The organism is Photobacterium sp. ABD4_091, assembly GCF_056160145.1.
Genome location: NZ_JBSWWQ010000001.1, coordinates 1,778,129 through 1,801,599 on the forward strand (window position 1 = coordinate 1,778,129; position 23,471 = coordinate 1,801,599).

At 50.2% G+C, this 23,471-nt stretch carries 10 protein-coding genes, 6 tRNA genes and 6 rRNA genes; 15 read left to right on the forward strand and 7 right to left on the reverse strand.

Translation table 11 applies throughout. From position 1 onward, the window contains the following. Nucleotides 1–333 precede the first annotated feature (333 nt). The 12 genes from ACXAGQ_RS08320 to ACXAGQ_RS08375 all read left to right on the forward strand — a co-directional run bounded on the left by ACXAGQ_RS08320 (nucleotide 334) and on the right by ACXAGQ_RS08375 (nucleotide 11,283). Nucleotides 334–1,886 (forward strand): 16S ribosomal RNA (locus tag ACXAGQ_RS08320). A gap of 115 nt (nucleotides 1,887–2,001) precedes the next feature. After that, nucleotides 2,002–2,077 (forward strand) — tRNA-Glu (locus ACXAGQ_RS08325). 1 nt (nucleotide 2,078) lies between these two features. Beyond that, nucleotides 2,079–2,154 (forward strand) — tRNA-Lys (locus ACXAGQ_RS08330). A gap of 30 nt (nucleotides 2,155–2,184) precedes the next feature. Beyond that, nucleotides 2,185–2,260, forward strand: a tRNA-Val gene (locus ACXAGQ_RS08335). 328 nt (nucleotides 2,261–2,588) lie between these two features. Then, nucleotides 2,589–5,476, forward strand: a 23S ribosomal RNA gene (locus tag ACXAGQ_RS08340). A gap of 84 nt (nucleotides 5,477–5,560) precedes the next feature. Then, nucleotides 5,561–5,676 (forward strand): 5S ribosomal RNA (rrf, locus tag ACXAGQ_RS08345). A gap of 314 nt (nucleotides 5,677–5,990) precedes the next feature. Next, a 16S ribosomal RNA gene (locus ACXAGQ_RS08350) occupies nucleotides 5,991–7,543 on the forward strand. Between the two features lie 71 nt (nucleotides 7,544–7,614). After that, nucleotides 7,615–7,691: transfer RNA gene (locus ACXAGQ_RS08355), tRNA-Ile, on the forward strand. A 44-nt stretch (nucleotides 7,692–7,735) separates the two neighbouring features. Further along, nucleotides 7,736–7,811: transfer RNA gene (locus ACXAGQ_RS08360), tRNA-Ala, on the forward strand. A gap of 266 nt (nucleotides 7,812–8,077) precedes the next feature. Beyond that, nucleotides 8,078–10,965, forward strand: a 23S ribosomal RNA gene (locus ACXAGQ_RS08365). An 83-nt stretch (nucleotides 10,966–11,048) separates the two neighbouring features. Further along, nucleotides 11,049–11,164: ribosomal RNA gene (gene rrf / locus ACXAGQ_RS08370) — 5S ribosomal RNA — on the forward strand. Together the 16S, 23S and 5S rRNA genes with 6 tRNA genes alongside form the textbook arrangement of a ribosomal RNA operon. Before the next feature lie 42 nt (nucleotides 11,165–11,206). After that, nucleotides 11,207–11,283, forward strand: a tRNA-Asp gene (locus ACXAGQ_RS08375). A gap of 457 nt (nucleotides 11,284–11,740) precedes the next feature. On the opposite strand, the gene ACXAGQ_RS08380 is transcribed toward ACXAGQ_RS08375, so the two are convergent. The 6 genes from ACXAGQ_RS08380 to ACXAGQ_RS08405 all read right to left on the reverse strand — a co-directional run bounded on the left by ACXAGQ_RS08380 (nucleotide 11,741) and on the right by ACXAGQ_RS08405 (nucleotide 16,712). Then, nucleotides 11,741–12,595 carry a TIGR03899 family protein gene (locus ACXAGQ_RS08380; RefSeq protein ID WP_475253180.1) on the reverse strand — a complete coding sequence of 285 codons (855 nt, stop codon included), beginning with the start codon at nucleotides 12,593–12,595 and terminating at the stop codon, nucleotides 11,741–11,743. Between the two features lie 53 nt (nucleotides 12,596–12,648). Beyond that, nucleotides 12,649–13,131 (reverse strand): DUF3299 domain-containing protein, encoded by a 483-nt coding sequence (locus ACXAGQ_RS08385; protein ID WP_475253182.1) that lies wholly within the window; start codon nucleotides 13,129–13,131, stop codon nucleotides 12,649–12,651. 4 nt (nucleotides 13,132–13,135) lie between these two features. After that, nucleotides 13,136–14,395 (reverse strand): ABC transporter permease, encoded by a 1,260-nt coding sequence (locus ACXAGQ_RS08390; protein WP_475253184.1) that lies wholly within the window; start codon nucleotides 14,393–14,395, stop codon nucleotides 13,136–13,138. Then, complete coding sequence (locus tag ACXAGQ_RS08395; protein ID WP_475253186.1) at nucleotides 14,395–15,084, reverse strand: ABC transporter ATP-binding protein; 690 nt, start codon at nucleotides 15,082–15,084, stop codon at nucleotides 14,395–14,397. The genes ACXAGQ_RS08390 and ACXAGQ_RS08395 overlap by 1 nt, the downstream gene beginning before the upstream one ends. A 49-nt stretch (nucleotides 15,085–15,133) precedes the next feature. Beyond that, nucleotides 15,134–15,715, reverse strand: coding sequence for a zinc uptake protein ZrgA (zrgA, locus tag ACXAGQ_RS08400; RefSeq protein WP_475253188.1), 582 nt, complete (start codon nucleotides 15,713–15,715; stop codon nucleotides 15,134–15,136). A 445-nt stretch (nucleotides 15,716–16,160) separates the two neighbouring features. Then, nucleotides 16,161–16,712 (reverse strand): YtfJ family protein, encoded by a 552-nt coding sequence (locus tag ACXAGQ_RS08405; RefSeq protein WP_475253190.1) that lies wholly within the window; start codon nucleotides 16,710–16,712, stop codon nucleotides 16,161–16,163. Nucleotides 16,713–16,985: 273 nt separating this feature from the next. On the opposite strand from ACXAGQ_RS08405, the gene ACXAGQ_RS08410 reads away from it, so the two are divergent. Continuing rightward, nucleotides 16,986–17,195 carry a DUF1107 domain-containing protein gene (locus ACXAGQ_RS08410; RefSeq protein ID WP_317525241.1) on the forward strand — a complete coding sequence of 70 codons (210 nt, stop codon included), beginning with the start codon at nucleotides 16,986–16,988 and terminating at the stop codon, nucleotides 17,193–17,195. Here ACXAGQ_RS08410 and msrA read toward each other — a convergent pair. Further along, nucleotides 17,192–17,824, reverse strand: a complete 633-nt coding sequence (msrA, locus tag ACXAGQ_RS08415; RefSeq protein ID WP_475253192.1) for a peptide-methionine (S)-S-oxide reductase MsrA — start codon at nucleotides 17,822–17,824, stop codon at nucleotides 17,192–17,194. The genes ACXAGQ_RS08410 and msrA overlap by 4 nt on opposite strands. Nucleotides 17,825–17,997: 173 nt before the next feature. Here msrA and tamA point away from each other — a divergent pair, with 173 nt between their 5' ends. Further along, complete coding sequence (tamA, locus tag ACXAGQ_RS08420) at nucleotides 17,998–19,713, forward strand: autotransporter assembly complex protein TamA (protein ID WP_475253194.1); 1,716 nt, start codon at nucleotides 17,998–18,000, stop codon at nucleotides 19,711–19,713. Further along, nucleotides 19,710–23,462 (forward strand): autotransporter assembly complex protein TamB, encoded by a 3,753-nt coding sequence (gene tamB, locus ACXAGQ_RS08425; protein WP_475253196.1) that lies wholly within the window; start codon nucleotides 19,710–19,712, stop codon nucleotides 23,460–23,462. Before tamA ends, tamB begins: the two co-directional genes overlap by 4 nt. Nucleotides 23,463–23,471 lie beyond the last annotated feature (9 nt).

Sequence of the window (23,471 nt, forward strand, 5' to 3'; positions counted from 1 at the left end):
TCAACAGAAGGTTTTTACTTTTTCGCCAACAGCGAAAAAAGATGAAAATTTTGTCTTGACTGGATATCAGAAACGCGTATTATACGCCTCCTGACTTGCTGAAGCGCACAGCGCCAAGGTATTGAAAGTCAACGTTCTTTAACAATTTGACCATGCAATCTGTGTGGGCACTCGTGAAATGATAGTCAACAAAAGAATTATCAATGAAACTGAGTGACCAATACGAAATAGCTTCGGCTATATCGGCACAGTCAATTCTTACTTACTTTTTGTCTTCACTTTTTAAAGTGAAATAAATTGGAAGTAATAACAGTATTCATTGAGCCAAAACTTTAATTGAAGAGTTTGATCATGGCTCAGATTGAACGCTGGCGGCAGGCCTAACACATGCAAGTCGAGCGGCAGCGACATAAACAATCCTTCGGGTGCGTTTATGGGCGGCGAGCGGCGGACGGGTGAGTAATGCCTGGGAATATGCCCTGATGTGGGGGATAACCATTGGAAACGATGGCTAATACCGCATAATCTCTTCGGAGCAAAGAGGGGGACCTTCGGGCCTCTCGCGTCAGGATTAGCCCAGGTGAGATTAGCTAGTTGGTGAGGTAAGAGCTCACCAAGGCGACGATCTCTAGCTGGTCTGAGAGGATGATCAGCCACACTGGAACTGAGACACGGTCCAGACTCCTACGGGAGGCAGCAGTGGGGAATATTGCACAATGGGGGAAACCCTGATGCAGCCATGCCGCGTGTGTGAAGAAGGCCTTCGGGTTGTAAAGCACTTTCAGTCGTGAGGAAGGCGTTATCGTTAATAGCGGTAATGTTTGACGTTAGCGACAGAAGAAGCACCGGCTAACTCCGTGCCAGCAGCCGCGGTAATACGGAGGGTGCGAGCGTTAATCGGAATTACTGGGCGTAAAGCGCATGCAGGCGGCTTGTTAAGCCAGATGTGAAAGCCCGGGGCTCAACCTCGGAATAGCATTTGGAACTGGCAGGCTAGAGTCTTGTAGAGGGGGGTAGAATTTCAGGTGTAGCGGTGAAATGCGTAGAGATCTGAAGGAATACCGGTGGCGAAGGCGGCCCCCTGGACAAAGACTGACGCTCAGATGCGAAAGCGTGGGGAGCAAACAGGATTAGATACCCTGGTAGTCCACGCCGTAAACGATGTCTACTTGGAGGTTGGTGTCTTGAACACTGGCTTTCGGAGCTAACGCGTTAAGTAGACCGCCTGGGGAGTACGGTCGCAAGATTAAAACTCAAATGAATTGACGGGGGCCCGCACAAGCGGTGGAGCATGTGGTTTAATTCGATGCAACGCGAAGAACCTTACCTACTCTTGACATCCAGAGAACTTTCCAGAGATGGATTGGTGCCTTCGGGAACTCTGAGACAGGTGCTGCATGGCTGTCGTCAGCTCGTGTTGTGAAATGTTGGGTTAAGTCCCGCAACGAGCGCAACCCCTATCCTTGTTTGCCAGCACGTAATGGTGGGAACTCCAGGGAGACTGCCGGTGATAAACCGGAGGAAGGTGGGGACGACGTCAAGTCATCATGGCCCTTACGAGTAGGGCTACACACGTGCTACAATGGCGTATACAGAGGGCGGCCAACTTGCGAGAGTGAGCGAATCCCAGAAAGTACGTCGTAGTCCGGATTGGAGTCTGCAACTCGACTCCATGAAGTCGGAATCGCTAGTAATCGTGGATCAGAATGCCACGGTGAATACGTTCCCGGGCCTTGTACACACCGCCCGTCACACCATGGGAGTGGGCTGCACCAGAAGTAGATAGCTTAACCTTCGGGGGGGCGTTTACCACGGTGTGGTTCATGACTGGGGTGAAGTCGTAACAAGGTAGCCCTAGGGGAACCTGGGGCTGGATCACCTCCTTAACGATATGACTGCGTTTTATGCAGTGTCCACACAGATTGCTTGGTTGAAATGTAAGAGAGCAAGGGTAGCGTTGGCTATCCTCGTTAGTGTGCCCACACATTAACCAAACACTTAGTCCCATTCGTCTAGAGGCCTAGGACACCGCCCTTTCACGGCGGTAACAGGGGTTCGACTCCCCTATGGGACGCCACGGGTCGTTAGCTCAGTTGGTAGAGCAGTTGACTTTTAATCAATTGGTCGCAGGTTCGAATCCTGCACGACCCACCATCTTCTCCTTTGAAGATGTAAAACATCGGAGGGCGATTAGCTCAGTTGGGAGAGCACCTCCCTTACAAGGAGGGGGTCACTGGTTCGAGCCCGGTATCGCCCACCACTCTCTAAGTATTTTCTGCACGGATACGCAGATTCAATGAAGGTTAACTTTGTTGAGTCCGCTTTTTTGCCGCCGAAAATCATTAGAAAGTGGTTATCTCACGATAAACACATGCTCTTTAACAATCTGGAAAGCTGACTAGTAAATTGAATTCATTGAATTCAATAACTAATAGTTTTATCTCTCTTTATGAAGAGAAATAAAACGAGTTCTCAAGCAACACACATTCAAGTGTCTTGTGTAAGAGTCCGGCGAAACACAGTCCATCAATACTCAGATGGACAACCTTGGTTGTTGAGCCATACGAACAGACCCCTTGGGGTTGTATGGTTAAGTGACTAAGCGTACACGGTGGATGCCTGGGCAGTCAGAGGCGATGAAGGACGTGCTAACCTGCGATAAGCCAAGAGAAGATGGTAAGAATCACTATACTCTTGGATTTCCGAATGGGGAAACCCAGCTGCATAAGCAGTTATCAATGCGTGAATACATAGCGTATTGAGGCGAACCGGGGGAACTGAAACATCTAAGTACCCCGAGGAAGAGAAATCAACCGAGATTCCGGCAGTAGCGGCGAGCGAACCCGGATTAGCCCTTAAGCTAGTTTTGCGACAGGTGAATGAGCTGGAAAGCTCAGCGATACAGGGTGATAGCCCCGTAACCGGTAGCGCATTTCGAGTGAAATCGAGTAGGACGGGACACGTGATATCCTGTCTGAACATGGGGGGACCATCCTCCAAGGCTAAATACTCCTGACTGACCGATAGTGAACCAGTACCGTGAGGGAAAGGCGAAAAGAACCCCTGTGAGGGGAGTGAAATAGAACCTGAAACCGTGTACGTACAAGCAGTAGGAGCCCTTCGGGGTGACTGCGTACCTTTTGTATAATGGGTCAGCGACTTAATTTTAGTAGCAAGGTTAACCGTTTAGGGGAGCCGTAGGGAAACCGAGTCTTAACTGGGCGTTCAGTTGCTAGGATTAGACCCGAAACCAGGTGATCTAGCCATGGGCAGGTTGAAGGTGAGGTAACACTTACTGGAGGACCGAACCGACTAATGTTGAAAAATTAGCGGATGACTTGTGGCTAGGGGTGAAAGGCCAATCAAACCTGGAGATAGCTGGTTCTCCCCGAAAGCTATTTAGGTAGCGCCTCGGACGAATACTACTGGGGGTAGAGCACTGTTAAGGCTAGGGGGTCATCCCGACTTACCAACCCTTTGCAAACTCCGAATACCAGTAAGTACTATCCGGGAGACACACGGCGGGTGCTAACGTCCGTCGTGGAGAGGGAAACAACCCAGACCGCCAGCTAAGGTCCCAAAGTTATAGCTAAGTGGGAAACGATGTGGGAAGGCTCAGACAGCCAGGATGTTGGCTTAGAAGCAGCCATCATTTAAAGAAAGCGTAATAGCTCACTGGTCGAGTCGGCCTGCGCGGAAGATTTAACGGGGCTAAGCTATACACCGAAGCTGCGGCAATGCCATTTATGGTATTGGGTAGGGGAGCGTTCTGTAAGCGGTTGAAGGTGCATCGTAAGGTGTGCTGGACGTATCAGAAGTGCGAATGCTGACATGAGTAACGATAAAGGGAGTGAAAAACTCCCTCGCCGGAAGACCAAGGGTTCCTGTCCAACGTTAATCGGGGCAGGGTGAGTCGACCCCTAAGGCGAGGCCGAAAGGCGTAGTCGATGGGAAACGGGTTAATATTCCCGTACTTCTTACTATTGCGATGGGGGGACGGAGAAGGCTAGGTGGGCCTGGCGACGGTTGTCCAGGTTCAAGGGTGTAGGCTGTAATCTTAGGCAAATCCGGGATTACACTAGGCTGAGACCCGATGTCGAGGTGCTACGGCACTGAAGTCATTGATGCCATGCTTCCGGGAAAAGCCTCTAAGCTTCAGATAGTAAGGAATCGTACCCCAAACCGACACAGGTGGTCGGGTAGAGAATACCAAGGCGCTTGAGAGAACTCGGGTGAAGGAACTAGGCAAAATGGTACCGTAACTTCGGGAGAAGGTACGCTGCCGGCGGTGACGAGACTTGCTCTTTAAGCTGCTGGCAGTCGCAGATACCAGGTGGCTGCAACTGTTTATTAAAAACACAGCACTGTGCAAAATCGAAAGATGACGTATACGGTGTGACGCCTGCCCGGTGCCGGAAGGTTAATTGATGGGGTTAGACTTCGGTCGAAGCTCTTGATCGAAGCCCCGGTAAACGGCGGCCGTAACTATAACGGTCCTAAGGTAGCGAAATTCCTTGTCGGGTAAGTTCCGACCTGCACGAATGGCGTAATGATGGCCACGCTGTCTCCACCCGAGACTCAGTGAAATTGAAATCGCAGTGAAGATGCTGCGTACCCGCGGCTAGACGGAAAGACCCCGTGAACCTTTACTACAGCTTGGCACTGAACATTGACCCTACATGTGTAGGATAGGTGGGAGGCTTTGAAACCGAGTCGCTAGATTCGGTGGAGCCGTCCTTGAAATACCACCCTTGTAGTGTTGATGTTCTAACGTCGCCCCGTTATCCGGGGTGCGGACAGTGCCTGGTGGGTAGTTTGACTGGGGCGGTCTCCTCCCAAAGCGTAACGGAGGAGCACGAAGGTGGGCTAATCACGGTCGGACATCGTGAGGTTAGTGCAATGGCATAAGCCCGCTTGACTGCGAGACTGACAAGTCGAGCAGGTGCGAAAGCAGGTCATAGTGATCCGGTGGTTCTGTATGGAAGGGCCATCGCTCAACGGATAAAAGGTACTCCGGGGATAACAGGCTGATACCGCCCAAGAGTTCATATCGACGGCGGTGTTTGGCACCTCGATGTCGGCTCATCACATCCTGGGGCTGAAGTCGGTCCCAAGGGTATGGCTGTTCGCCATTTAAAGTGGTACGCGAGCTGGGTTTAGAACGTCGTGAGACAGTTCGGTCCCTATCTGCCGTGGGCGTTGGATGATTGAGAGGGGCTGCTCCTAGTACGAGAGGACCGGAGTGGACGAACCTCTGGTGTTCGGGTTGTGTCGCCAGACGCATTGCCCGGTAGCTAAGTTCGGAATCGATAACCGCTGAAAGCATCTAAGCGGGAAGCGAGCCTCAAGATGAGTCATCCCTGAACCTATAAGGTTCCTGAAGGGTTGTTGGAGACTACGACGTAGATAGGCAGGGTGTGTAAGCGTTGTGAGGCGTTGAGCTAACCTGTACTAATTGCCCGTGAGGCTTAACCATACAACACCCAAGGGGTTTTACGGACTCTGTGAGCACTTGGATGAGTGTCGAGAACATCAGCTTTCTAAGATTGTAAGAATTTTGCTTGGCGACCATAGCATTATGGACCCACCTGATCCCATGCCGAACTCAGTAGTGAAACGTAATAGCGCCGATGGTAGTGTGGGGCCTCCCCATGTGAGAGTAGGACATCGCCAGGCTTTCATTTCGACTTTGCTTATTTGATAAGCAAGTCACCATAAAGCTTTACGATTTCGTAGAGTTTTATGTTGACTTTCGAAGTGGTTAGCGTATTATACGCGTCCTGCTTAAGTGCTAAGGCACTGAAAGGCAATATGTTCTTTAACAATTTGACCATGCAATCTGTGTGGGCACTCGTGAAATGATAGTCAACAAAAGAATTATCAATGAAACTGAGTGACCAATACAAATACTAAGTTTACTTATTATTTGGCACAGTCAATTCATTCATTACTTCGGTAATGGATTAACAGTATTCATTGAGCCAAAACTTTAATTGAAGAGTTTGATCATGGCTCAGATTGAACGCTGGCGGCAGGCCTAACACATGCAAGTCGAGCGGCAGCGACATCAACAATCCTTCGGGTGCGTTGATGGGCGGCGAGCGGCGGACGGGTGAGTAATGCCTGGGAATATGCCCTGATGTGGGGGATAACCATTGGAAACGATGGCTAATACCGCATAATCTCTTCGGAGCAAAGAGGGGGACCTTCGGGCCTCTCGCGTCAGGATTAGCCCAGGTGAGATTAGCTAGTTGGTGAGGTAAGAGCTCACCAAGGCGACGATCTCTAGCTGGTCTGAGAGGATGATCAGCCACACTGGAACTGAGACACGGTCCAGACTCCTACGGGAGGCAGCAGTGGGGAATATTGCACAATGGGGGAAACCCTGATGCAGCCATGCCGCGTGTGTGAAGAAGGCCTTCGGGTTGTAAAGCACTTTCAGTCGTGAGGAAGGCGTTATCGTTAATAGCGGTAATGTTTGACGTTAGCGACAGAAGAAGCACCGGCTAACTCCGTGCCAGCAGCCGCGGTAATACGGAGGGTGCGAGCGTTAATCGGAATTACTGGGCGTAAAGCGCATGCAGGCGGCTTGTTAAGCCAGATGTGAAAGCCCGGGGCTCAACCTCGGAATAGCATTTGGAACTGGCAGGCTAGAGTCTTGTAGAGGGGGGTAGAATTTCAGGTGTAGCGGTGAAATGCGTAGAGATCTGAAGGAATACCGGTGGCGAAGGCGGCCCCCTGGACAAAGACTGACGCTCAGATGCGAAAGCGTGGGGAGCAAACAGGATTAGATACCCTGGTAGTCCACGCCGTAAACGATGTCTACTTGGAGGTTGGTGTCTTGAACACTGGCTTTCGGAGCTAACGCGTTAAGTAGACCGCCTGGGGAGTACGGTCGCAAGATTAAAACTCAAATGAATTGACGGGGGCCCGCACAAGCGGTGGAGCATGTGGTTTAATTCGATGCAACGCGAAGAACCTTACCTACTCTTGACATCCAGAGAACTTTCCAGAGATGGATTGGTGCCTTCGGGAACTCTGAGACAGGTGCTGCATGGCTGTCGTCAGCTCGTGTTGTGAAATGTTGGGTTAAGTCCCGCAACGAGCGCAACCCCTATCCTTGTTTGCCAGCACGTAATGGTGGGAACTCCAGGGAGACTGCCGGTGATAAACCGGAGGAAGGTGGGGACGACGTCAAGTCATCATGGCCCTTACGAGTAGGGCTACACACGTGCTACAATGGCGTATACAGAGGGCGGCCAACTTGCGAGAGTGAGCGAATCCCAGAAAGTACGTCGTAGTCCGGATTGGAGTCTGCAACTCGACTCCATGAAGTCGGAATCGCTAGTAATCGTGGATCAGAATGCCACGGTGAATACGTTCCCGGGCCTTGTACACACCGCCCGTCACACCATGGGAGTGGGCTGCACCAGAAGTAGATAGCTTAACCTTCGGGGGGGCGTTTACCACGGTGTGGTTCATGACTGGGGTGAAGTCGTAACAAGGTAGCCCTAGGGGAACCTGGGGCTGGATCACCTCCTTAACGATATGACTGCGTTTTATGCAGTGTCCACACAGATTGCTTGGTTAATAGTAAAAGAACGTGAAAGACTTGGGTCTGTAGCTCAGGTGGTTAGAGCGCACCCCTGATAAGGGTGAGGTCGGTGGTTCAAGTCCACTCAGACCCACCACTTTCTCTCCCAGAGGAAGTGAGTGTGAAGTCTTTCAAATCGTTGGGGCTATAGCTCAGCTGGGAGAGCGCCTGCCTTGCACGCAGGAGGTCAGCAGTTCGATCCTGCTTAGCTCCACCACTCTCTAAGGTTTCTTCCTTAAGAATCTTTAGAAAGTGGTTATCTGACGATAAACACATGCTCTTTAACAATCTGGAAAGCTGACTAGTAAATTGAATTCATTGAATTCAATAACTAATAGTTTCTACTTGAATAAAGTAGGAACGAGTTCTCAAGCAACACACATTCAAGTGTCTTGTGTAAGAGTCCGGCGAAACACAGTTCATCATACTCAGATGAACAACCTTGGTTGTTGAGCCATACAGACAGACCCCTTGGGGTTGTATGGTTAAGTGACTAAGCGTACACGGTGGATGCCTGGGCAGTCAGAGGCGATGAAGGACGTGCTAACCTGCGATAAGCCAAGAGAAGATGGTAAGAATCACTATACTCTTGGATTTCCGAATGGGGAAACCCAGCTGCATAAGCAGTTATCAATGCGTGAATACATAGCGTATTGAGGCGAACCGGGGGAACTGAAACATCTAAGTACCCCGAGGAAGAGAAATCAACCGAGATTCCGGCAGTAGCGGCGAGCGAACCCGGATTAGCCCTTAAGCTAGTTTTGCGACAGGTGAATGAGCTGGAAAGCTCAGCGATACAGGGTGATAGCCCCGTAACCGGTAGCGCATTTCGAGTGAAATCGAGTAGGACGGGACACGTGATATCCTGTCTGAACATGGGGGGACCATCCTCCAAGGCTAAATACTCCTGACTGACCGATAGTGAACCAGTACCGTGAGGGAAAGGCGAAAAGAACCCCTGTGAGGGGAGTGAAATAGAACCTGAAACCGTGTACGTACAAGCAGTAGGAGCCCTTCGGGGTGACTGCGTACCTTTTGTATAATGGGTCAGCGACTTAATTTTAGTAGCAAGGTTAACCGTTTAGGGGAGCCGTAGGGAAACCGAGTCTTAACTGGGCGTTCAGTTGCTAGGATTAGACCCGAAACCAGGTGATCTAGCCATGGGCAGGTTGAAGGTGAGGTAACACTTACTGGAGGACCGAACCGACTAATGTTGAAAAATTAGCGGATGACTTGTGGCTAGGGGTGAAAGGCCAATCAAACCTGGAGATAGCTGGTTCTCCCCGAAAGCTATTTAGGTAGCGCCTCGGACGAATACTACTGGGGGTAGAGCACTGTTAAGGCTAGGGGGTCATCCCGACTTACCAACCCTTTGCAAACTCCGAATACCAGTAAGTACTATCCGGGAGACACACGGCGGGTGCTAACGTCCGTCGTGGAGAGGGAAACAACCCAGACCGCCAGCTAAGGTCCCAAAGTTATAGCTAAGTGGGAAACGATGTGGGAAGGCTCAGACAGCCAGGATGTTGGCTTAGAAGCAGCCATCATTTAAAGAAAGCGTAATAGCTCACTGGTCGAGTCGGCCTGCGCGGAAGATTTAACGGGGCTAAGCTATACACCGAAGCTGCGGCAATGCCATTTATGGTATTGGGTAGGGGAGCGTTCTGTAAGCGGTTGAAGGTGCATCGTAAGGTGTGCTGGACGTATCAGAAGTGCGAATGCTGACATGAGTAACGATAAAGGGAGTGAAAAACTCCCTCGCCGGAAGACCAAGGGTTCCTGTCCAACGTTAATCGGGGCAGGGTGAGTCGACCCCTAAGGCGAGGCCGAAAGGCGTAGTCGATGGGAAACGGGTTAATATTCCCGTACTTCTTACTATTGCGATGGGGGGACGGAGAAGGCTAGGTGGGCCTGGCGACGGTTGTCCAGGTTCAAGGGTGTAGGCTGTAATCTTAGGCAAATCCGGGATTACACTAGGCTGAGACCCGATGTCGAGGTGCTACGGCACTGAAGTCATTGATGCCATGCTTCCGGGAAAAGCCTCTAAGCTTCAGATAGTAAGGAATCGTACCCCAAACCGACACAGGTGGTCGGGTAGAGAATACCAAGGCGCTTGAGAGAACTCGGGTGAAGGAACTAGGCAAAATGGTACCGTAACTTCGGGAGAAGGTACGCTGCCGGCGGTGACGAGACTTGCTCTTTAAGCTGCTGGCAGTCGCAGATACCAGGTGGCTGCAACTGTTTATTAAAAACACAGCACTGTGCAAAATCGAAAGATGACGTATACGGTGTGACGCCTGCCCGGTGCCGGAAGGTTAATTGATGGGGTTAGACTTCGGTCGAAGCTCTTGATCGAAGCCCCGGTAAACGGCGGCCGTAACTATAACGGTCCTAAGGTAGCGAAATTCCTTGTCGGGTAAGTTCCGACCTGCACGAATGGCGTAATGATGGCCACGCTGTCTCCACCCGAGACTCAGTGAAATTGAAATCGCAGTGAAGATGCTGCGTACCCGCGGCTAGACGGAAAGACCCCGTGAACCTTTACTACAGCTTGGCACTGAACATTGACCCTACATGTGTAGGATAGGTGGGAGGCTTTGAAACCGAGTCGCTAGATTCGGTGGAGCCGTCCTTGAAATACCACCCTTGTAGTGTTGATGTTCTAACGTCGCCCCGTTATCCGGGGTGCGGACAGTGCCTGGTGGGTAGTTTGACTGGGGCGGTCTCCTCCCAAAGCGTAACGGAGGAGCACGAAGGTGGGCTAATCACGGTCGGACATCGTGAGGTTAGTGCAATGGCATAAGCCCGCTTGACTGCGAGACTGACAAGTCGAGCAGGTGCGAAAGCAGGTCATAGTGATCCGGTGGTTCTGTATGGAAGGGCCATCGCTCAACGGATAAAAGGTACTCCGGGGATAACAGGCTGATACCGCCCAAGAGTTCATATCGACGGCGGTGTTTGGCACCTCGATGTCGGCTCATCACATCCTGGGGCTGAAGTCGGTCCCAAGGGTATGGCTGTTCGCCATTTAAAGTGGTACGCGAGCTGGGTTTAGAACGTCGTGAGACAGTTCGGTCCCTATCTGCCGTGGGCGTTGGATGATTGAGAGGGGCTGCTCCTAGTACGAGAGGACCGGAGTGGACGAACCTCTGGTGTTCGGGTTGTGTCGCCAGACGCATTGCCCGGTAGCTAAGTTCGGAATCGATAACCGCTGAAAGCATCTAAGCGGGAAGCGAGCCTCGAGATGAGTCATCCCTGAACCTATAAGGTTCCTGAAGGGTTGTTGGAGACTACGACGTAGATAGGCAGGGTGTGTAAGCGTTGTGAGGCGTTGAGCTAACCTGTACTAATTGCCCGTGAGGCTTAACCATACAACACCCAAGGGGTTTTACGGACTCCACGAACACTTGAATGAGTGTTGAGAACATCAGCTTTCAAGATTGTAAGCATTTTGCTTGGCGACCATAGCATTATGGACCCACCTGATCCCATGCCGAACTCAGTAGTGAAACGTAATAGCGCCGATGGTAGTGTGGGGTCTCCCCATGTGAGAGTAGGACATCGCCAGGCTTCCAATTTAGATTATCGTGCTGAACACACGGTAATTTGAGTGGAGCGGTAGTTCAGTTGGTTAGAATACCGGCCTGTCACGCCGGGGGTCGCGGGTTCGAGTCCCGTCCGCTCCGCCACTTATACTAAGCCCAAGCAGAAATGCTTGGGCTTTTTTACATCTGTCGGTTATGTTCGCCTTGCAGGCGAATGAGTCCCGGACGGACGCGTCCCCGGTGGTGCGCCAGCCCGGCCGTTCCGCCACTTATTAAGAAGCCTCAACTAGACGGGGCTTCTTGTATCTGACGCTCCTGAAAGTGCTTCGACTTTGGTCACGACCGAAAGCCCGGCGTGTTGAGTCCAGGTTATATGAGAACCTACCCCTCCGCTTCTTACTAGAAATGCCTTACAGAAATCCCTGCCTAATTGTTCAACACGGTTGCATCTATATCGCCAGCCATTTTGAAAGGCTGAATTGACCTTAGTGTTTGGGCTATATGTGAGTGGACATCAGTTGTTTTACTAACAACAAAAAAGCCCTGCGGTTTATAGCAGGGCTTTTGCTGTGAATGATTAGAAAGTAACGAGAGGTATGGTCTATAGATGATTTTCTACCATAAAAAAAGGCGCTAATAACTCTAGAATGGTTTCCCTAAAAGGTTCGTGTGTCTTGCTTCCCAGTAGATCGGCAATCTCTTGGCCTGTTGGCGATAGGCGGTAATAGGTGAAGCTCAGCCCTTTTTGGTGCGGAGTCAGCTGATAGGTATGGTTTTGGTAACTAAAGGGTAGAGGAGCGCCTGAAGCGAGCTCTCCCGATTCTAATTCACTTTTTAGGATTAAGCCTAGCTCCAGCAAAATCAGAAGATCAGAGTATGGCAGTGAAAAATTGCCTAGTGAGACTTTATGCAGTGTTGGAGTAAATAGGCTAGGAAAAAATTTATGCCTTGCCTTTACTGCCGTTAGGATCTTTTTACTTTTATCCGTGCCAAAGTGGCATGAAAGTGTACACGCTCGATGAAATACCTGGGCTTCTTTATGGGTCATACTTCGGAGTGTATCGAGTGTTTTCAGGGAGACTGAGCCTGGAGTAAGAGACTCTTGGCGAAGGATACGACTCCAGAGCTGTTGCATAGAGTTATTGCGAATCGTTTTGGCTATGGCGGTGAAGTAGCTCAGCCAATCCAGATCAATCTGTTTGGCTTTCTCGGGATGAGTATTATCAAAAGCGAGTTTGAAGATTTTTTCTAAGCTTTCTTGTTGGAGGTGATGTTCCTTTTTGAGCCTATCCTCATACCTTTCTGATATCGTTTTAGCTCCCTCTTTGGTGATGAGGAAGCTAACTCCAAGCTCTTCTGCCATATTCGCAATGATACTGGGGGGAGTCGTTTGGGTTTTTTCTTTTTCTGATATTTGTGGTTCTAGGGGAGCGGGGACTTTGCTTTCGCCTTCCATTGGGATCACCCTTAAGTGTAAAAAAGCCAGCCATAAAGGCTGGCTAAATGAGATCACATATCGTCGTAGTCTTCTAAGGCTGTACCTTCAAGCAAATAACCGACTTCGGCAAGCTCATGGCTAACAGGCTGGGTCTTTAGTGTACCAACTACGTAAACCACATCCCACAGTTGTTGGATCGGGGCGCCTTTGGGGAACTTCACGTATACAATTTGATTTGGCGGTGGTGGCGGTACGTGGATACAGGCTCCAAAATAAGGTACCAAAAGAAACTCGGTTACTGCTTTATCATCCCCTTCTAGTGGGATCACAAACCCAGGGATCTTAACGGCGCTTCCATTGAGCTCTTCCCTGACATTACCAATCATAGACTGCTTGGCTGCATCGCCATCATGGTTGAGTATGGGCATTTGGTTTGCGTTGAATTGAGCTCGTTCTTTTTCCGGTACGAGATCAATCCAGTCCAGTGTCAAAGGCTCATTAGCAAAGCTGAGTAGTGGAAACCAGCAGCAAAGAGCGAGTAGCCATTTTTTCATCTATTTATACCTTGATTGTCATGCCATCCGAGAGCGAATGTCGATAGGCGCGGATAGCAGGAATGATACCGACTAGCATACCAGCTAACTGCACAAGTAATAACAACAACAGTTCATAGCTGGTAGGCGCTGTGATCGGGATAAGCAAACCAAATTGTGACTGAATGATCGGTTGGGTGATAAATAATATCAAGTACAGCAAAGAGGTACCGACGACGACACCCAGTGCAGTCAGTAATGTCGCTTCACTGGTTAGCAGGAAGAAGATATGCCCGGGTCTTGCCCCCATAGCGCGGAGAATTGCCATCTCCCGGCGCCTTTCATTCAGGCTGGTCAATAAGCTGGTTAGCATACCCAGCAGTCCTGCGATGACGACAAACCCTGAAACCACCAATAAAGCTTGCTCAGCGACAGACATCATGCCCCACAATTCATGCAGGGCGATACCCGGCATAATGGCACTGAGCGGTTCTTTGGTATAGGTATTGATGTAGCGTTGTAGGGCAAAGGTTTGAATTTTGGAATTAAGGCCAAGCATAAAAGCTGTGATTTGCTTAGGTTCAAACTGTTGCGCTGCGAGTAAATCCGCATCTGGTGTTGGCCCAAGGCGAGCACCACTTTCCCAACCAACATGAATGGCTTCTATCGCGGGCAGCGAGACATGTATACTGCGATCTACCGGCGTTCCTGTCGGTTCTAAGATCCCCACAATTTTAAATGGCAGGTTGTCATGGCGATTAAAAGACTGATCGCTGATACCGTGGGCAATTATGATCTCATCACCGATGTTGTAGTCGAGTTTTCTTGCAACATCAGCACCGATGACGGTTTCGAAAAGGCTATCGAAGACTTCGCCCTGGGCGAGTTCGAGAGGTTGCTTCTGCCCATATCGGTAATGCTTAAAGTAATCTCCATTGGTACCGATGACCCGGAAGCCGCGGTGCGAATCTCCCAGGGAAATTGGAATAGCCCACTTTACGGAGCGATGCTGGCTGATTTCTTGGAAGCTTTGCCAATCAATATTGTTGGTCGCGTTACCGATCCTAAATACGGAATAGAGAAGCAGGTTAACCTGGCCAGAGCGAGAACCAACAATCAGGTCGGTTTCTGAAATCGTATTGGCAAAGCTCGACTTGGCCTGAGTTCTGACTTTTTCAACGCCAAGTAGAAGGGTGACTGATATGGCAACGGTTAACAATGTCAAAATTGCGGTGGCTTTTCGGTTAGCCAGACTTTGCCAGGCCAGGCGAATGATCGCTCCCATTATTGTCTCCCTGCTGCTTGGTTAATGGTGTTTAGGTTGATGCTGCGATCAAAAAGCGGCTCGAGTGTTTCATCGTGGCTGACAAAGAGTAGTGTGGTGCCAGACTTATCGCATTCCGCCATTAGCAATTTGATGAAAGCTTCACGGTTGTCATGATCCAGTGCCGAGGTCGGCTCATCGGCGATTAACAGCTTCGGCTTGCCAATCAAGGCTCTCGCGGCAGCGACTCGTTGCTGCTGCCCGATACTGAGTTCACTGATAGGGCGCTCTAGGCATTCCTCCGGTAGGTGAAGTTGGGACAGTAATTGTTTTGCCTGCTCGAACATTCCTCCGTTTATTTGCTGTTTCCGTAGTGCCGAGAAACGGCAAGGGAGAAGGACATTATCAATCACTGATAAGTAAGGCAGCAGGTTGAACATCTGGAAGATGTAACCAATATGGTCAGCCCGAAAACGATCTCTGGCTGTCGGCTTTAGGCTGCTGAATGATTGCCCTAGGAGTTCAATGCTCCCCGATGTCGGTTCGTTTATGCCGGCTAACAAGCTCAGAAGGCTTGATTTACCACTGCCGCTAGGGCCTTTGATGAAAACTTTTTCACCCTGGTTAACCACCAATGAAGGGATATCCAGTAATGGCTGGGTCTGGCGGGGCCATTGGAATGTGAGTTCGCGGATCTCAATGATGCTCATGGTCTGTCCTAAAATGGGGAATTGCTTCCCCATTTGGGTTACTTTGGAATTAGAAGCGGAAAGTGGTCATACTTGACGTTAGCGAGCCACCTTTTTGTCCTTTGTCCGTAATCGCGTTTACGGTCATTCGCTCGGTGGTTGGGAAATGCGTAAACCACTGGGTTTTGATTTCAGTTAACTGATTAATATCACCACATTTGTAGGTGTATTGTGCCGAGAACTCACCATGGTCATGGTCATGTTTGTCATGATCGTGGCCGCCATGGTCATGAGTATCATCTTCTTGGGAAGATAGCGTTTCTGTGACTTGGCTATCTACCAACTGACATTGTGCACTTGCCGTTAGCATCCAAGTTTCCCCTGGGGCTTTTAGCTTCGTGATTGCGTTTTCAATCGCCGCTTTTTGCTCGTCAGTCTGAGGTGCGTGCTCAAAGCCGACAATATCGGCACCCGGCGCGTGAATTTCCATTAATAAGTCTTGGCCATCCTGGGCGATGTTCACTTCAACGACGCCGTGAACGTGGGCGTCATGTTGACGGAAGTGATCATCCGCAGCGGCTGAGCCAGAGGCAGCCAGACCAAGGATGACGAACAAAGTGGCAATAGGTGAAAGAGATTGATTAAAACGCATGGTTACCCCAATAATTTAGTTAATGATTTAAAAGTCTCTGAATAAAATAATTCAATGTATTGGAGGTGAACGTGCTATTGGGGGAAGGTATTGCGGGAAGCCCTTTTCAGTCTCCTGGGTGACCATTCCTAATAAGTGATTGATCGGGTCAGCAAGGAGAATGGCTTGGCTATGGAAGCTGTCATGAACAATATGGCAGATAGAGCAGTCGATGGCGTGGTGATGATCAGCGGTTGCCTCAAGTTGGTGCAATACAGTGACCGGCCCAACGATAATGATTAGGCTAAATAGTAATAGGCTTAGTTTGGGTGTCCAACGCTGTGCAATATTCACTTTGATAAAATAAAAGCCATATCCATGTGGTGTAATAATATAACATTACTACTGTTGCTAGAGTATGGCATTGATTATCATTTTAGACTTATCTTGAGGCTGTTAAGCCGTCTTAAAGGTTGCTTTTCACCAGTTCAAGGGCTTGTTTAATCTCTTGTTCTGTTAGCTTACCTTCTTTTACAAACAGTACTTGGCTGTTTTTATCAAGAACAATTATGGCAGAGCTTTCAGCAGCTAGCTGCCATGAGTCATGAACACTGCCATTGGCATCAAGAACCATGGAAGACCAAGAAAACTCTTTCTTACTGTCTTCGGCAGATGATTTTACGAAGCTCCCTGTGCCCCAGATAGCATCATCTTGGTTGATAATTGTTGTAGTTTGGTACTGATCATCTGGGAAGTCCGCTGCAGTGATAGCACTCATTAGATCGGCATTCATTGCCTTGGCCGAGCTGCGGCCTGCGATGGCTTGGAGTACCCTCACCTTACCTGCTAGCTGATTACTGTTCCATTCTTGATAGACAATTTTGTCATCTTGTAGGGTAATTTCGCCTTTGTCTGCAACCACTGCATTCGGTAGTGCTTCACCGACAGTGAGATTATGGGCAAACACAGTCCCTGGTAGCAGCATGGCCAGCATGGCGAAAATTGGCTTCTTGTTCATCTTTATTTCCATTATTTATTAGACGCGCCATTATCTTAGATTAGTGATGGCAAGCTGGTTTAACCAGTTTGTAAAGCCTTGAACTTTATCACGAAAATATAAAACAAAGTGCGTATTTTGGTGGGCAACTTGGTGCTCTGAAAATTAGTTTGATAAACACCCTTTAACTGGCAAGTAACTTGCTTATTGTTTTATCCATTTAGGTAGTCTTGGAAAAAGGAAACATCTGGGGATTTTCAAGGTCTATATTGATAGTAATTTTGTGAGGGAACCATGTTAAGAGTATTCAAACAATATCGACCAAACCAAGTTGCTCGCTATGTTAAAAGTTACTTTAGGGGGCGGTTATTCATTATAGGCGTTGGTGCTTTTGAATTTGACCGTGGCCGTTTGCTGCCACCCAAAAAGCAAGATACTAAGGCGCTGAATGTACTTAGCGAAGTTAACCGGGAGATCCAGCTCCTTAGTGCTGAAGCAGTCTAACTTTGTTGCTGTGGTGGCATGCAGATGCCAGTACCACCCAGCCCGCAGTAACCATTGGGGTTCTTAGCCAGGTATTGCTGGTGGTAATCTTCAGCGAAGTAGAAAGTGCCGGCTGGCAGGATCTCGGTAGTGATAGCGGTATCGCCAAGCGCTTGTTGATAGAGGGCTTGGCTCTCGAGGGCTGCCTGTTGTTGTTTATCTGAATGGGTATAGATGGCAGAGCGGTACTGGGTACCTATATCGTTGCCTTGGCGCATCCCTTGGGTTGGGTCGTGTTTTTCCCAGAACAGGGTGAGCAAGGTATCCAGGCTTATTTTTCTTGGGTCAAAGATCACCCTGACGACTTCGTTGTGACCTGTTCGCCCGGTACACACCTCTTCATAGGTTGGGTTCGGAGTTAGGCCGCCGCTGTAGCCGACTGAAGTACTGTAAACCCCATCTTGTTGCCAGAACAGTCTCTCGGCACCCCAGAAGCATCCCATCCCAATAGTGAGTACTTCCATATTGTCAGGGATATCGTCATTCATCAGTGTCCCGTTAACCGCATGGGGGAGCGAGGGAATAATGGGCGTGGCCCTACCGATCAGGGCTTGGCTTTCTGTGGGTAAGGTTTGTTTGGCTGACGACATGGTTATTTCCTTATTTTGCTGCCATGGACTTTGTTCAAAGTAGAGGAAACACGGGAGACATTCAACTTAAGTGGATTTTCGAAGCAAAAGATTGGCAGTTAGAGCTGTGCTTTGTCAAAATTAACCATGCAAAAGATAAAAAAATAATGCGCTAACCAATGAAGTAAATAAGAATGAAGAAACCTTTTTTGCGGTATGGCCTAGCAACATTTGCGCTCACCGTTGCTATACCGGCTTCAGCCGCGACCTCTTTGACGATAAAAGGGTTAAAAGGAAGCCTCGAGGACAATGTTGAGGCTTATGTGTCAGCTATCCCGGAAGATGATTACAACACCTCCCTGCGCTTTCGCGAGCAGCTCGAGGGGGAGATCCGCGATGCCTTGAAAGCCTTGGGGCGATATAACCCCACCATTTCTTTTTCCGAAGCTGATGATGGCAATGAACTGGTCGTTAATGTTGAGGCTGGGCCAAAAACAACGATAGCCCGCAGTAATATCACCTTGACGGGCATGGCCAAGGATGACCCCGACTTTCTTGCCTTGGTGCGTACCAGCGGTTTGGGGCTTGGGCAAACGCTGAACCATGGAAAATACGAATCGTTGAAGTCTTCGCTGACCAGTTTGGCACTCAGGAAGGGGTACTTCGATGGCGAGTTGAAAGTCAGCCGGATGGAAGTTGCCCCGAGCCGCAATGAGGCATTTATTACGATAGAGTATGCTTCGGGCCAGCGCTACAACTTTGGTGAAACCGTTTTTGAAGGCAGCCAAATTGAACTAGACCGTTTGGAGTCACTCATGCCTTATGAGGAAGGTGACCCATATCTTGCTTCCAGCTTGGGAGAGTTTAACCAGCGTTTGTCCAATGTCGGTTGGTTCTCATCCATATTTGTTGGCGGTGAGATTGCCAATATCAAGGATGATGAAATTCCTGTCAGCGTCGTCGTCAAACCGCAAGTAAAAAACCAAATTGAAACCGGTATCGGTTATTCGACCGATGTTGGTCCGCGCCTGAAATTCAACTGGCGCAAACCTTGGCTTAATAGCAAAGGCCACAGCTTGAGTATCAAAACGGAATTATCTGAAATCCAGCCTAAGATCGAGGCAACCTATAAAATCCCGCTGGATGATGTCCTGAATGATTATTACCAAATTGTAGGCGGGATCCGCTATGTCGATAACCATGACACCGTCAGTACTGAAACCAATTTGGCGGTTGAGCGCCATTGGCGCTTGGAGTCAGGCTGGAAACGAATAGCCTCAATGCGTTTGCTCTATGAAGACTATACCCAGGGAAGAATCGAAAGTGGCAACCTGTTTATGGTGATCCCGGGGATCAGTTATGACAAGACCCGACTTCGAGGTGGTGCAATGCCTACTTGGGGGGATAAGCAGCTGATCTCGATTGAATACTCAGATCCTGTTTTGGGCTCTGATAGCCGTTTGACACGATTGCGGGGGCGTTCAGCTTGGATTCGAAGTGCAGGAGAAGATCACCGCGGTTTGTTCCGGCTGGATGGCGGTGCAGTGATCGCCGATAGACTGGAAGATATCCCACCTTCCATGCGTTTTTTTGTCGGGGGCGATAACAGCCTGCGCGGGTACAGCTATGAGTCAATTTCACCGCGTAATGAAGTGGGTCTCAGGGAAGGGGGTAAGTATATGCTCACTTCCACGCTTGAATACCAGTACCGTGTATATGGTGATTGGTGGGGAGCGGTGTTTTATGACTACGGCTCAGCCTGGAATGACAGCCCCGAGTGGGTAGCGGGTACCGGGGTAGGTGTTCGCTGGGCTTCGCCAGTTGGGCCTATTCGTGTTGATTTTGCCTGGGGTCTGGACAAAGAAAAAGACAAGTTCCAGCTCCACTTTGTATTGGGGCCAGAAATATGATTTGGGTAAAGCGCTCTACCATTGCCTTGTTGGCGCTGTTGATGGTATTGGTGATTGCCGTAGCAGCCCTGCTGTATACCCCGGCAGGGGTCAAAGTTGCTGTATGGGGGGCGCAGAAAGTGCTGCCGGCCCTCAGTATTGGCGGCGCCCAAGGTAGCTTGCTAAATGGCTTCTCCCTCCAGCAGGTGAACTATAACGATGACAGCATAGCGCTAGGGGTGTCACAGTTGGCCTTGGATATCGAAGATAGCTGCTTGCTGACCCCGGCGGTATGTATTTCCAACCTTGCGGTGAGTGGCGTGCGTTTCTCGATGCCGCAATTACCCCCCGCTTCAGAAGAGGCTGAGGATGACGTGGCCTCGGAGCCGGTCACCGAGATCAGCTTGCCGTTCCCAGTAACGCTTTCCCGCTTGGTACTTGATGACATTGAGCTTGACGTCCTCGGAAACAAAGTCGGCTGGCAACACTTTTCCAGCGCAGCGGAAATGGTGGGGGACGAGTTGACCCTCAAGCCGACTGACTGGAAGAAGATCGATCTTACCCTTGCTCCAGCCAGCAATGACACTGCAGAAGCAACAGAGCCTCAGGAAAGTGCCCCTGAACCAATCGTGCTGCCTGAAGTGAGCATCCCTCTTTCAGTTGTCATTCAACGTTTTACGATTGAAGACTTTTCCCTCCATGGTGAAACGCCCCAGACCGTGCAAAAGCTTGAGCTGGTCGCTTCGGCAAAGGGCAGTGATATTGTGGTTGAAAAGCTGGAGGTGTCAGCACCGCAGGCTGATTTTAATGCGGATGCCACGATTGCACTGGCAGGGGATTACCCTCTGGCGCTGAATGCAGAGGTTGCTGTCCATATGGCACCGGTCGAGAACCATGAGTTGGTGCTCCGTGCAGAAGGTAGTGTGACCAATTTGATACTGGATGCCAGGGTAAAAGGGACGCTTGATGCCCGGTTGAAAGGGCAATTAGCGCCACTGGATCCCGCACTCCCCTTTGATCTGTCCCTTGATAGCCAGCATTTGCAATGGCCCATCGACAGCGAGCCAGACTTCGAGGTGAAAGAAACACAATTGACGGCGAAAGGCAGCCTTGAAGGGTATAGCTTTACGCTGGGCAGCCAGATTGATGGTAAGCCAATGCCAGCGGTTGGTGCTGAGCTTGTCGGCAAGGGAACGCTGGGAGATGTGGAGTTAAGCCGCCTGAGTATCGATACACTGGGTGGCAAAATAACTGGCAACGCCAAGGCAAGCTGGAAAGACTTGGTAAGCTGGCAGGGAGAGCTTGCCTTTAGCCACATCCAGCCAGGTTTAGAATGGCAAGATGTGCCAGGTGACTTGAGTGGTAAGCTGAAGACCTCTGGCGGGCTGACCCAACAAGGCGGTTGGTTTGTTGAGTTGCCGGAGCTGGTGGTCGATGGTGAGGTGATGGATCAGCAGCTTGATCTAAACGGCCAGCTTTCAGCAAAAGACACCTCAGGCAAAGGCGATATTCAGCTTGATACTAAAGGGCTGGCGTTAAAGCATGGTCCTAATGGCTTGTCAGCTAAAGGCCGTTTGACCAAGACCTGGGATATGGCTGCGGACATTAATGCACCAGATCTGTCCCAGTCCCTGCCAGGGTTAAGAGGTAGTGTGTTAGGCAGTGTGCAGCTGAAAGGCAAAATGGCCGAGCCAGACTTGGATGTCGATTTGGTTGGCGAAGCCCTAGGGTGGGAGGAGCTGGCTTCTTTGGAGAAGCTGACTTTGAAAGGGCAAATTACCCCAATGCCTTCACTCGACGCCGATGTTAGCCTAACTGCATCTGGGGGGCGTTATGAGACGTTCACGCTAAAAGATCTTTCCTTGCTGTTTAAAGGGAACGAAAAGCAGCATCAGCTAGTGCTGGATATGAATGCCGATCCAGTGAGCACGGCTTTGCGCCTGCAAGGCGAGCTTGATAGGGACACAGGCTGGCGCGGTGCGCTCCAGCAAGGGGAAATCGATACCGAGCTGGGAGTATGGAAGCTTGATCGTTCCACTGCTATTGGTTACCGCTTTGATAAACAGTTGGCAAGTGTTGCAGCGCATTGTTGGAAGCAAGATAGGGACTGGGCGGCTCTATGCTTGACCCAGAATATGGAAGCAGGGGCCAGCGGACGTGCCAATGTCTCACTCAGCAATGTAGATTTTGCGATGCTGGAGCCTTATCTACCGGATACTATCGAGCTTAAAGGTAGTGCTGGGGCGCAGGCCGAAGTGGCATGGGCGCCGAAGTCTGCACCGTATGTCAAAGCCAGCATTGCTCTGCCTGCTGGTAATGTGACCCAGCAGCCGGACCCTGATTTGGAGCCGGTCACTGTCGGCTGGGATAAGGTGACTATCAATGCGGAAGTGAAGCAAGATACGCTCAATGCCGATTGGTTATTTGCCATTCGTAATAATGGCGATCTGAGCGGTCGTGCCAAGGTTGCTCCGCTGAGCGGCGACCAGCAGCTAGATGCCCATGTGAAACTGGATCGCTTTATGCTCGGTTTCCTCAAGCCATTATTAATGGATTACCACTCGTTCGATGGCCAGATCGACGCTGATCTTTCGTTGACGGGGCCGGTGATGCACCCTGCAGTGAATGGCTTGCTCCAGGTCAGCAACGTCAAAGCCTCGGGGCGAACTGTGCCTGTCGATATTGAAAAGGCCGATATTACGGCGACCTTTAGTGGCTATCAGGCCAGGGTTAACGGTGAGGTAGTGACCCCGGATGGCAAACTGAATATTACCGGTGACGGAAACTGGCAGGATCTGGCCAATTGGCGCGGGCAGCTTGGCGTTAATGGCCGCGAGCTAGAAGTGACGGTGCCGCCATTGCTGGCTGTGAAGGTAACACCGGATCTGATGATCAAGGCATCGCCGAAACAAGCCGAGATCTCCGGGAGTATTGCTATCCCCTGGGGGCGTATCACCGTGGACCAGCTTCCTGAGTCTGCCGTGTCGGTGTCGGATGATGAGATACTGCTGGGCGATGATTTGAAGCCGGTAGAGACAGAGAAGCCAATCCCGTTCAATGTGAAGACCAATGTGCTGGTGCGTATCGGTAATGACGTAAAGCTGTCTGCCTTTGGGCTTAAAGCTGGGCTGGTGGGTGATCTCAATGTGCGCCAGGATGAAAAAGGACCGTTGGTTTACGGAGAAATAAACCTCCGTGATGGTACCTATCGCTCATTTGCCCAGGAGCTGGTGATCCGTAAGGGACAGATCCTATTCAATGGCCCGGCCGATCAGCCATACCTGTCGATTGAAGCTATCCGGGATCCGAATAACATCGAAGATGATGTGATAGCAGGGCTTAGGGTAACGGGGCCGGCGGATGAACCTAGGGTCGATATTTTCTCCGACCCGGCAATGCCGCAGCAAAACGCCCTGTCCTATATACTACGAGGTAGGGATCTGGACAGTGAGTCGGGTGATAACAGCGATGCTATGGCAACCACCTTGCTGACTATGGGGTTGGCACAGAGTGGCCAGTTAGTGGGGAATGTCGGCGAAGCCTTTGGTGTGCAGGATTTGTCACTCGATACTGCAGGCTCTGGTGATGATACCCAGGTGACTATCAGTGGTTATATCGCCCCCGGCCTACAGGTGAAATACGGAGTCGGGATTTTCAACTCCATACCGGAATTCACGGTGCGTTACCGTCTGATGAAAGATCTCTATGTGGAAGTGGTATCTGGCCTAGATAGCGCAGCGGACTTACTGTACCAGTTTGAATTTAATTAATGGGTAGGG